Source organism: Paenibacillus xylanilyticus, from assembly GCF_013359935.1.
GTDB lineage: Bacteria > Bacillota > Bacilli > Paenibacillales > Paenibacillaceae > Paenibacillus > Paenibacillus xylanilyticus.
In genome coordinates, this window is sequence record NZ_JABMCB010000154.1 from 100,140 (window position 1) to 112,121 (window position 11,982).

7 protein-coding genes are annotated in these 11,982 nt (G+C 37.2%); all 7 read right to left on the minus strand.

Translation table 11 applies throughout. From position 1 onward, the window contains the following. Positions 1-9 precede the first annotated feature (9 nt). The 7 genes from HP552_RS05430 to HP552_RS05460 all read right to left on the minus strand — a co-directional run bounded on the left by HP552_RS05430 (position 10) and on the right by HP552_RS05460 (position 11,940). Positions 10-588, minus strand: coding sequence for a hypothetical protein (locus tag HP552_RS05430; protein ID WP_024634162.1), 579 nt, complete (start codon positions 586-588; stop codon positions 10-12). A 94-nt stretch (positions 589-682) separates the two neighbouring features. After that, a complete protein-coding gene (locus HP552_RS05435) occupies positions 683-3,670 on the minus strand; it encodes a hypothetical protein (RefSeq protein ID WP_024634161.1) in 2,988 nt (995 codons plus the stop codon). Continuing rightward, a complete protein-coding gene (locus HP552_RS05440; protein ID WP_024634160.1) occupies positions 3,667-4,671 on the minus strand; it encodes an S-layer homology domain-containing protein in 1,005 nt (334 codons plus the stop codon). The genes HP552_RS05435 and HP552_RS05440 overlap by 4 nt, the downstream gene beginning before the upstream one ends. Positions 4,672-5,861: 1,190 nt before the next feature. Next, on the minus strand, positions 5,862-7,715 hold the full coding sequence (locus HP552_RS05445) for a P-loop NTPase fold protein (RefSeq protein ID WP_024634159.1): 1,854 nt from the start codon (positions 7,713-7,715) through the stop codon (positions 5,862-5,864). Further along, positions 7,708-8,928 (minus strand): hypothetical protein, encoded by a 1,221-nt coding sequence (locus HP552_RS05450; protein ID WP_024634606.1) that lies wholly within the window; start codon positions 8,926-8,928, stop codon positions 7,708-7,710. The genes HP552_RS05445 and HP552_RS05450 overlap by 8 nt, the downstream gene beginning before the upstream one ends. Positions 8,929-10,249: 1,321 nt before the next feature. Further along, positions 10,250-10,564, minus strand: coding sequence for a hypothetical protein (locus tag HP552_RS05455; protein ID WP_024633682.1), 315 nt, complete (start codon positions 10,562-10,564; stop codon positions 10,250-10,252). A 596-nt stretch (positions 10,565-11,160) separates the two neighbouring features. Continuing rightward, positions 11,161-11,940: a stalk domain-containing protein gene (locus HP552_RS05460; protein ID WP_024633681.1), complete on the minus strand. Its 780-nt coding sequence runs from the start codon at positions 11,938-11,940 to the stop codon at positions 11,161-11,163. Between the last annotated feature and the right edge of the window lie 42 nt (positions 11,941-11,982).

Consider the following 11,982-nt stretch of genomic DNA (forward strand, 5'->3'; position numbering starts at 1 on the left):
CTTTCTCCATTAGTATGGATATAGAACCAGGACGGTTAGGGAGACAGCAGCTGTGATCATCACAGCACCTGGTAGAATACGCATTGAAGCGTTGCTCATCTCAGGTTCCACAGCAAAGTGTCCAAAACCCACTCTTCTCAAGATAAATCCGAAAGCATGACCAAATATCGTTTTCAGGACTTTAGCAATTCCATACCTCCTACCGAAGCGATACACATCAATAAGAAATAAAATGAGAATTAATGATCCCAAAAACATTAGTAAGGTGTTCCGATAATGTCCGCCTACAAAACCCTCACTACCAATGAGCCCAAATAGAGAAACTCCAAGTCCATTGGTCATCATCATCTTGGTGTCTCCGGGGGCTGTGGAACCCATCTGTTCCATCAATAGTCCAATTAGGAGAAAAGCACAGAATCCACACAACAACACCCATACAATTGTTGTAGGATATTGCCAAATGATTAACCCGAAGAACAAAACCATAAATGACAGGTGCCATAAGTTTTTTGTAATACGCCATCGAATATCACAATACATGTTGAATGCATTATAAATTCCGATCAAAAGAGTCGTTAATACCAGCATTATGAACCTCCTTGTTATGTTTTCCTCTCATCCTTATAAGAAAAAAGCCCCCACATATATGTGGGGGCTTCATAGCAGTTCATTATCTTTTTACTTAGTTAGGCCAATTAATTGTTTCTTCGGAGAAATTAACCCAATCAGACAGTTGCTTAAGGATGCTCTCGGATCCAGCCCAAGGTAGTGTCGCCCCTGAAGGGAATAGCTCCGATGGAAACGGATCTTCTGGCATGACTTGACGAACATAAAAGTCATCCATAAGGTTCCCCGAGACTGTAAACTGAACGTTTAGACATTGTGTAAGACTGTTTACACCAGTTGCATACATATCGATGCCAACGTTATACGTACCTGCAGGCATATTCAATGAAGAATAATACGCCCGGCCGCCTGGATAGTAGTAATTGTCATCTTCAGGATCATTTGACCCCGGATTTCCGGATTCGCGGTAGATGACTTCATCACCGTGTTTCGCCACCCAAGCAAGCGGGAGTCCCCACTGAACCTGATTGGTAGAAGATGATAGTTTAACAAGCTCAATGTCCTCTATTGTGCCGTCCGCTTTCGGAAAATGTGCTACTGCACGATAGATATTCCCTGTTAAACCGCGGTCTTCAGTATATCTGGAGTCGATAACAAAGTTAAATCCTTGTCCTGCCTTTATGGTTGAGCTTCCGCTGCGAACTAAAGGCACATCCCTACCGTTTATTTCATCTGCATTTTCTTGCACAAAGGTACCCGATACTGTCTTGTTAAAGTTGGAATTGAAATATTCGTAATAGTACCCCGTTTCATATCTTACACAATAAGTTGTCGGGTTTCCGTCTTCGTCATAGCTGGTATTATAACGAGCACAATAGGTGTACGTGCCAGAAATATCTGATGTATGGTTGGTGACCTTACATGTTCCGTTTGTAGGGCTCCCGTAAATCGTAAATCCTGAACTTAACTGGTTATCTTGATATGTTTTTTCCCCTTGAGTGGGTGGTAAATTGATCGTTGCAACCAGATTGTAGTTTCCTAGATCACGATTCCCTGTATTCCATGCCATCATAATCGTTTTGTTTTCACCCGGCTTGGAGAACGTCACTTGCTGTGTACCTACCAGTGTATCTTGCCCATTTGCATCCACAAGGAAAAGCTTCACATCAAAGCTCTTGGCGTCTAGTGAATCTCCTGGTAAGTTCTCTCTTCCAACTTCGATCCGTGTAGTTACATTCTGTGACTGAGTAGCCGTTCCTGAACTAATGCTTTTTACAAATAGGTTCAGTGTTCTATTTGTAAGGTCATATTCCTTTTGAATGACATTATCCAGCCAAGGGTTTTGTACACCTTCTTTATATTCATTTGCCGGCCGATCATGCCCTTTATTCACCTCCGCTTTAATGGTGAGCTTACTTCCCTCAGGAACCTTATCCACTTTCAGATCGGATATCCACTTTTGCTCTCTTGGAGCAAGCGTAATTGAATCAATTCGTGCTTTAGCTACACCATTGACGGACCAATCCAGTGTTGTATTGGTAACCGTTTCAGTGTAACTCTCATTAACAACAAGCACTTGGAACTTTGCTGACTGCCCTTCTTGCGGTTTAGAAGGAGTAACCCGTATATCCTTAGCTACCAAGTTCACGCTGCCGGTGCCTACCTTATAGACGGCTCGGTTATTATCCCAGTCCGATTCATTCGGAGGACTGTCTTTATAGCCATTAATGTTGAATACCAGTAGATCCGGATGACTTGGAAATTTTACTTCAATTTGAAGCGTTCTCCGTTCTCCCGCTTTAAAATTGGCAATCGGTATTTTCTGAGCTGCCGTTGTCGAATTCCACCGCCATAGCAGATACGTACTTTCCACGTCCTTTGTGCTGTTATTCAGCACATCAATGGAGACTGTGGCCGTACTACCTGCAGGTTGAGGTGCAGCCGGTGTAATCGTAATGCTGTCTGGATCAACTGCCAAATCTGGATCATACAAGCCAAGTTTGAAGTCTTTTACCGCAATCCGGTCATACCCGTCACTTACCACTAGGGTATAATCTCGAACGGTTCCGTCTGCCTTGGTTATTTTCTTGATTTCCGATACCGGGATTGTCGTGTTGTAGTTAAATGTTTGTTTACTGTTCGTACTGATTTCTTTATAGACATTCTTTGCAAAAGAATCGAAACGCGTTGCATCGCTTTTTCCTGAAGCAGCAGTCGTTTTGTTGATCTCCTTCAAAATTTCCTCTTGAGTAAATTTCCCCTCAAGAAACCAAAGTTTATGCTTATTCCCCGAGTAGGAGGAAGTAGTTGTGCTAATTCTCAATTTACCGTTCGTTGAATTAACAATTTGTCTCTCTTCTGTACCATCTGTGCCGAACATAGCAAAGATTTTGGGCCAAGGTGTGGTTGAATACGTCGTTTTGAAGGAAGGAAATGTCACTCCTCGATTCGTACTTGTTGTCGGCGTCTGAGCCACCATATCCGTCGCCATGTTCAGACCTCCACCAGATAATGATATGAGTGAAGGAAGTCGATACCAGGTATTGCTTGTAGACACGGAACCAATAAAATAACGATTACTTGCTTTGAGATAGTAATTGGATTCATCTGATCCGGCCTTCAGTTTGTTTATAATGTAATCTGGATTACCGTTAGCCCACTCAGCCACCATTTTTACCGGTCCGTACTCTACACCATTTTCTTTGAGCGGTATGAGGTTATAGCCTTCTCTTTTATTGAAATCATCTTGAGCTTCAGATTCAATGATGTTAAAAGTGATTACACCTTTGTATTCGCCTGCTGGTGTTGCCTTTCCCCACTCTCGAGTTGCAAGATCTCTAAAGCGGATGTCTGACCATAAAGCGTATGCATCTCTGTGTGCATATTCAAGCTCAGGTCTTCCAGGGCCACTTGGGGTCAAATCCCCAGTAACAGTAACAACTTTTTCTCTTGTGTATGGATAAAATTGAGTTCCATATGATGGAGGAGTTGCTGCTGCCCATACTCTGTAACCAATAAAAGCTAGCATTGGGACAACCAAAAGAAGCGTGACCATAATGGCCCGCTTCATTATCTTTGATCTATTTGAGTTTTTTACAATCACGAATGTTTAGCCCCCCAAATAACTTCGCCTTTCGAAGAAATTGTTGTAGATTGCTTTGCAGTCGTTCCTACAAACATTGAAATTGAGAATGCATCATCTACTTTAAAGGTGAAAGTCTCACCTCCTGTTACCTTATGACTATATGCAGTCCCGTCTACTCCACTAAGAGAAACTTTGTAACCAGAAGGAATGTTCTTCGGCACTACAACAGTGACGCTGCCACCTTTAAAATTAACATTATTTAAAAACTCTTTTACGTACTTCTCACTCGCCTTATCCTGAGGCATATAACCGATTGCTCTAGCAACATCCGGAGAAGCATCAGCTTTTTTAAGCTCTTTTAGAATGACTTCACCGCTAGCTGGAGTTTCATCACCAGGAAGAGCTGGTATATCACTTGGATCTGAAGGAGTCGTTGGACGATCTTTAACGTCTGTGACGCCCTTATCAATCAAGTTCTTAATAAATTGAACTGCTTCCGATCTCTTCAACAATGAAGAACCCTGAAAACCGGATACAGATGGTGTAGAACCTCGACCTTCAGCCAAACCTTGAGTTAGCATATAGCGAATTGCATCTTCCCCTGAATAATTCACCCCGACTGCACCAGTAACAATCTCAGCAACTCGTGTACGGTTAATCTTAGTACTTGCAGCTTTTTTATCATTGTAGCCATTCACTGCCCAGTTATGTTTCTTCGCGAATTCATAGTAACCTGAAGCCCAGTATGTATTCGTCGTTTCCTGCACACCTTCAAATGCATTAATAAACATAGTAATAAACTCAGCTTCCGTTACATTCTGATCTGGTTTAAATGTGTTGTCCTGGTAACCTTGAATGATATTCTGATCAACACCCCAAGCAATCGTATCTTTCGCCCAGTAATTCGATGGTACGTCTGAAAACTTAAGCTCTGTAGCAAATGATGTAGCTACCACAGTCAAAACCGTAAGTCCTACAATCATTTTTTTGTACATTTTAGATTTAAACTTTGGTTTCATCGAAAAGCCCTCCTTTTATAAAAAGTCTACCAAGTTACTAGTACAAGAACAATTTACCATGGAACTCATGAATTACAAATACGATTCTTACTCTACCACTAACTGTCCTACTAAGTTTGTGGGTCCACAAATTCAAAAAAAATAAAGTATAATCTCGAGGCTATCAAGATTACACTTTACTAAGAACGCACACATCAACGAACATAAGGGCATTACCGGAGCACATATCAAATTATATAGTATAATTGTAATTCTTGCAATACATTATTGTAATTCATGTTATACATTTTTTCCGTCTCTAGGTTAACTTCATTTTGTTATGAGAATTATCATTTCTAATCTATTGCAATACCAAAACAACAAGGTAAATTCATTCCGCATGCCATATATTCAATGAATAGTGTCGATCATGTTGTTGGATACTCTTTTCACCATGCTCCCTGTTTCATCTCTGACCCGTAGTATACTTGTTGTCAATCGAGTGATTACTGAGATTCAACTGTTCCATAAATGTTGTGAGATAACAAAAGAAGAGTATCTCTCACTCAATGAGATGATACTCTTCTTAACACATTCGTTCAATCACTCGGTAATTAAAATTATAATTCATAAATGTAAATCTTGCAATACATATTTGTTAATAAAGTCTTTCCTCTTAAAAATGAAACTTCATCTTCTATTTGTTCACTTTTGATCAGTTTAAAATTTTGGAATAAAAATTTACTGTCTCTTCTTCCCCGATACTTTTAGCCTCAGTACCTGGTGTCGTTCCCGTGCACATGTACCTATCTCCCCCTTAGGAATTTTTGGACACATCCAAAATCCTTAGTTTGAGGGTATCGGGTGGATGTCAGTTTGTTTGATGCTGTGGGTAGCCTTTTCTTCGCGATCATGGTCGTTCTGCAAAGATGTGCAATGCAACTCTCGAATGGAGGAGCTTATCAGATCAGGATGGTACATCCCGCACACATTGCAACGCAGAGTGATCCGCTTTAAGAGATCGGTGATCCGAAGATCTCGTTCGGACAGAGCGCCTTATACGTGAGTTGCTGCCCCCATTCGATTATTACAATATCTGAAATATTTTTAGCGAACCTAGGATTCCGGGCATTTTTGCCACGCTCAGATACTCGAGGCTAATCAAGCAAACAAGCTAGAGCTTTTTGTATATATTGTAAGATTAATAATCACTATCTCGTTGCTTCTAGATGCTCTGCACAACTATAAAGAGTAGAAATTAAGTCTTGCAGAATTTTTTGTTTTAAAGGTTTCACACTAACTTTTGTCATAGCACAGTCTATTTCATCTGCAAGAGATATTAGTTTCGCTTTCTCACTATAATAATGTGCTCCAGCATTGGATACACTTTCAAACGTATCTCTATAGATTGAAATAAGAGATTGTAAATTATAGTTACTTGAAACAATTATACTTTGCGAGAATAATTCCTTTGGAATACGGGTGAAAAAGAATTTGTCTTGATATACTTTCTTAAAAATATCGGAGGAATACAAGGGAACCTTTGTATCTCGCATTGCTGACAGAAAAGCATTAATATTCTCATTTTTTTTCAGTGACTTACTCTCATTTTGTTTTTCCTCGATGATTAATCTCAATTCAGAATAATCAGATATTTCATTTGTAAATACAGAATTACTAACTATAAATTCTGTTTTATTTGAAAGAACCAATTGTAATCCTTTTTTTAGTGATTCTTGATAATTCAAATCTACCTCAATGTAGCCAGATTCAATTAGTTTTCTTAGGTATACTTCCAATATTATGTAGTCATAGGGCTTGTACAATCCTTTCGTAGCATAAAATATGCATTCTTTAGCTATTTCGTTTAGTTGTTCATCTTCTTGGTAATAGTAATCAATTAATTTGTTTAAAAAAGTTAAGTGAATCTTGTTCTTCTCCATTAGTATGTCTATCTCCATTTTTAGAGCTTCTTCATTAAGTGCTCCATACAGAATATAATCGTAAATTGATGGAAAAGATCTCCAACCTTCATTTTTTTCTACATACTTATCATAGAATCTATCCATAAAAGATGGTTCTTCAGTAGTTCCGCTGCTCTGTTTGTTTCTTGCTTTAGCTAGTTTAATCACTCGATAGGTTTGAATCTCCAGCAAATTTTCCTTTTCATCTATGAGCAACTTGATGTTACCGTTTTTATACTCAACAGAAATGGCCAGAATAAAACGAAAAATCATCAAACCGTACTCATTGTTAAACTCATGAGGATCAATAACACGTAGTACTCTCTCAAATTTACTTAGTATAAATCGTAAAGTACGAAGATTTGTACATTCTGCTACCTCCAATTGCCTTAAAATTTCAAACTCATTCTCTTCAACGAACCCAATAAGCATCTTTTGGCTATCAGATAGGCCAGAGAAAAAGGTTTTTGCATAGGCCATTAAGTTGCCTTTAAGATTAGATTTATATTCAATTACACGATCTATGAATTTTTCTTGTATGACTGCATAATCCGAAGTATCTTCAAATAACTTATCTGTGTTTGCTACTAAAATTACTTTGATCTTTTGATGTTCAATAAAATTGGAGTTAATATAACCTAATACAGATTGAATACTCACGTTCTTATCAATTCTCTCAAGATCATCAAAAACAATCACACTTGTACTAAAATCAAGAACTCTTCCCAAGTTATCCATTAGACCATCCAATCCTGATTGCGAGAATGATTGAACTAGTTTGGAATAATCGCCTGGGATATTACCAATAATGTTTATAGCAGATTTTGCAATTCCATAACTCATTTTTGTTACTTTGTTCTGTGGCATTCGTGCCAAAATAACTTGTTCACTAATACTATCTAATTTATTTAATCCATTAAGTGATATATATATAACGGAAAAAGAACTATTATTATAGCCCTTTTTTGCTTCTATAAAGGGCTTTAATTCATTTAGAATAAAGTAGGTTTTTCCCGAACCCCATTTCCCATTTATCATGATTGAATAATCTGTATTGGGTGTTTCAATATACTCATTAATAGTAGTTAAAATATTATTCATAATTCTCCTCAGTCCCCTTTAGTTGGTCTGTCATAAGAACTTGTATCGATCTTCTGCCAACACTAGAACTATCTAAAATAACATCTAAAATTCTATATATCCATTCGCTGTCCCTTTCAAGTGGGGATCTTCTCATTTTCAAATAACCAAGCAAAGTCTCAAATTCAATACTGCTGTTATCCTTTAAATGACTAACGATGAAATCAATATTCACTTTGTCGTATTCACAAACCTTATCTTTCGTACATTTAATAAACTTGGTAATTATAGACTCAAATCGGCTATCTACTTCTTTTTGAGCTAAAAGTATAGTAAATACGGCTATTACTTTAATATCATCAATAAGTTCTTTTCCCTTTAAAAAACGACTACTTAAAAAAGGAGACTCTGTAGAGTAGACCTCATGGTCCTTATTAAAGCTCGCAAGTCTTTTTATTTTTGGTACACGATCATGTTCTTGGTAATAACTATCTAGTAATGATCTGTTTAAAGGAGTTAGATCCAAGGTTACTGATATAATTCTTAAAGAATCAACTTTATGTAAATCAGAAAATTCTACTTGATTATTTGAACACTCTTTAAGTTCTTGAATGAGTTCAGTTAGATAATATTCAAATGGTATCGCTCCTATGTTATTATAGACAGTTTTGAGAAATTCCAAATCGTTTCCGTGTAATGATAGCTTCTTGACATTAAAGAGTTCTTTTATTCCGATTGAAGTTTCACTCGCTGTTTGGTATATTGAATCGCCGAATCTGGCTTTGTTCCACGGAAAGTAAGTTAATCCATACTCTAGAACAACTGAATTAAGATCAAGTTTCGATATTGCCATAACCGGATCAGAATTCTCTTTGCTTATATATTTAATAAGAGGAACTACCAAACATTTACTATAACTAAACTGCTTATTCGCATCTCCTGAGGTTTTATTGTTCAGCGTCTCTCGCACTGTTTTAAAAAGAGCAGTAACAGTGCTGCTAAGGCTTCTGTCGTAGAGTTCGATTGGTTCTATCTCCCGTCTTCCTCTATAGAATTGATCTACATTTGCTAGTGTTTTCCTCTCTATGGGTGATAATGCTCTAAAACAAGTTACCGCAGTAGCGTCATCTATTGAATCGATTAAGGTAAAGATCAAAGTGCATTTTTCACATATTTTGGAGCTAACTTTGTTCAGACTGTAATCAAAATCGCATAGACAAAAATCACTATTCATTATCATCTCTCCTGAAAATATCTTCTGTTGAGACATTTGTGTAAGCAGTTACTCCCCTGATGTGTATATTATCACTGCCTTATAAACGAAATCTAAACATTAAGACCACATATATTTACTAACATCTACCTTATTATAGCTTAACTACTTTGTTAAATGACAAAGTAAAATCATAATTTGACTTTACTATAGTTACAGTATTGGCCTTGGAGAAACTTCAATCAATACCTGTCCTACAACAAGAAAGGACCCCTTTTCGGAGTCCTCTGCATAACGGTTCAAAACAAGTTTTTTAATCGGTCAACTTTGGGGGGACAGGTTAGTGTGAAATATAAGTTCTAACTTACTCTAAACCGTTTTTCTTGCATAATTTCTAAATATAAGTTACACCTCAGATGGAAGTTAAGAAATTGACTATCAGGTTGATTCCTGGTGCTGCAGTGAACAAAATCGTTACGCTTTCTCATAGGAACCTGTACATTAAAGTACACTTTGTTCGTTTGGAGCCTTAAGGCTCTTCCATCAGCAACACTCTAAACATTCGTCTATAAGTCGGGTTCAATGATTTTAGATACTAGGTAGTCAAAAAGAGGATACATCTTAGAGCATTGATTTTGTAGCCAAATCTAGTATCTGCACCATGAAGAATCACATGTCTACTTAAAGGAGAGCGAATAACTTAACGAATCCAGTACACAACCGATGTAAAACATTAAAACTGCGTCATCCAATGAAAAATCACTTGTTTCGTTAAGTAACTCCTCCCCTAAACGTTTTAACCGGTTTTGAGTAATATAATATATCCTGAGCATTACCTCTTTCTATAATTAGACCTTCAATCCTAGGTAACAGAGTTGATATTGCACTGTAGTATCTTCCATCTTGGAAACTAAGTATAGATTCTCCTAGGATAGGAACACGAGACTTAAGCCAATCAATTTCACTCCAATGTTCAAAAAATGAGTGTATTATTTCATCATTAAAAGTTCTTTCTATAATATCGTATATGTTCACTTTTAATCTGATCAATGTCTATATGCTTAAATTCGGAAAAATTCATTGAATGATGCGGAGGGAAATTGAGAGCAATCATATGCTCTTTGCCTTTCTGGATGTTATCTCTTGCTTCCTTGAGTAAACCAGGAATTTTATTTATTTCTCCATAACTGGAATGCATCATTATTATTCCAAACGTTGCTAATCTGAGAAAAAGTATCATTAATATTTCGTTGAACCTCGGACCATACTTTTTGAGCATTTGCAATTGCTTCAAATATATCATTATTGGTTTTTTTGTATGCAGCTCCAGCAATTGCTTCCTTTATCGAGTCGGATATACTATTGTTTCGCGAATTGCATCAAACCCTTTAAATGTTTCTCTTATGGCATCGTGCCCTTTGAGCGATTCTCTTATGGCGTCAAATTCTCTATTCGCTTCAAATGCTACATTTAATCCGTCGTCCTCTCTACTAATTTCTGTTAACCCTGTACTTTCTCTTATTACTCCGAAATTATTACCGCTCAAGAGAGGTTGAATTAAAGATTTGATATCTTCTTGTAATCTAAATATTTGAATTATATATTGGGAGAAGGCACCTTCAGTACAACGAAAATTTATATCATAATTTTTTTCCATATCGACTCATCAATCCCTTCATATTAGCCAAGTTAAATTGTAGCCTTATTTTCTTTTTCAGAAACTAAAAATTTTTATTAATTGTCTTGTTTATTTTCATACAAGTTTCTGTCTGCTCCAACGCAATTGTGTAAGGTGCTCTTAGATTGAAAATTCTCATTAATCCAAGTATCAATTCTAAATACAAATTCGACAACTCAACATTATAATCAGTGAGATCCAGTTGTCTACTTTCATCATTAACTGAAGAAGCATCTCGAATGATCCACATAGTAACCCAACATTCAAATTATGTAAATATGGCTCCCAGATCTTCTCACCTGCTTTTGAACGTCTCGGATTTATTGCTTCAGCTTTACGAGTCCAAACCCACCATGCACTAGCTCAATGAACGTAAATTGACTCTGATACTTTTTCTTTGTTCGCTTGCTTTACGGTCCATAAGGAATTCCAAGCCATCTAATCTTCTTTCTTTAAGAAAAGTAATTCGATATTCTTTATGTAGCACATCTCTCTATTGTGTCACACAATTGTGTTTCACAAATAGGAGATGTGAATATTATCATGACTCTGAAAAATCAAAAGTCTACTAACCTCTACTGGAAAATGGGATCACCAAGAATCAATTGAGTATCCGTCAAATCGCTTGTTAAAACGATTCGAATTTTCTTCTTACCCCTTAGGTCTAATGTGAATTTCTTTGCTCCGTCAGTAGGTCGGATACTTGTTGTATAAAAGGCAATTTCTTTCTTGCCGTCAATGTCTAAGAACCTTACTTCAACTGGTTCATTGACGTTCGTACTTGTGTTAGTCTTCGTAGTAGCGGGTGCTTCTTTTTTTACAGCCATATATAGAGACAGGTTGTCGTATTCCTCGGTGGCGAAATCAATTGTCGTCCTTGCTGATTTACCTTTTAATATCCCTCCTTGTGAGAATGAGACAGTTCCCACCTGTAGATCACTTGCGATAGTAGTTAAGAGTAGTTTGCTATCGAGAATCCCAGGGAATTCTACCAAAGTCACCGGTTTACTAACCTCATTAACAGGAGTCGTCGTTTGATTTGGATCAATACCAGTATCTGGCTCAACAAGTGTGACCGCTTTGGATCCCTTGTCCCATTCGATCCCCCAACCTAGCGTTTCAGAAATGGACCGGATAGGAAGATAAACACTCCCTTCAATGATAACCGGATCAATCTTTTTCCCCTCCGCATTTCTTAACGTTAGCTGCTGACCATCTTTAAAGATTTTCAAATTACTTTCAATAAGTGCTTGAATTGCGTTGCTTGATTGAGCCAATGAAGTTCCAGTTACCAATAGAGAGACTAAACTCATAAATATAATTGTTTTCCCAAAACGCTTTGATGCTTTTTTCATCTGAATCCTCCTCGATATCATTGATTTACAAGCCTGTATTTT

Excerpts from the sequence above, each read along its gene's own strand:
- HP552_RS05440 (WP_024634160.1), bottom strand. The coding sequence starts at position 4,671 with ATGAAACCAAAGTTTAAATCTAAAATGTACAAAAAAATGATTGTAGGA.
- HP552_RS05455 (WP_024633682.1), bottom strand. The coding sequence starts at position 10,564 with ATGGAAAAAAATTATGATATAAATTTTCGTTGTACTGAAGGTGCCTTC.
- HP552_RS05450 (WP_024634606.1), bottom strand. The coding sequence starts at position 8,928 with ATGAATAGTGATTTTTGTCTATGCGATTTTGATTACAGTCTGAACAAA.
- HP552_RS05445 (WP_024634159.1), bottom strand. The coding sequence starts at position 7,715 with ATGAATAATATTTTAACTACTATTAATGAGTATATTGAAACACCCAAT.
- HP552_RS05430 (WP_024634162.1), bottom strand. The coding sequence starts at position 588 with ATGCTGGTATTAACGACTCTTTTGATCGGAATTTATAATGCATTCAAC.
- HP552_RS05460 (WP_024633681.1), bottom strand. The coding sequence starts at position 11,940 with ATGAAAAAAGCATCAAAGCGTTTTGGGAAAACAATTATATTTATGAGT.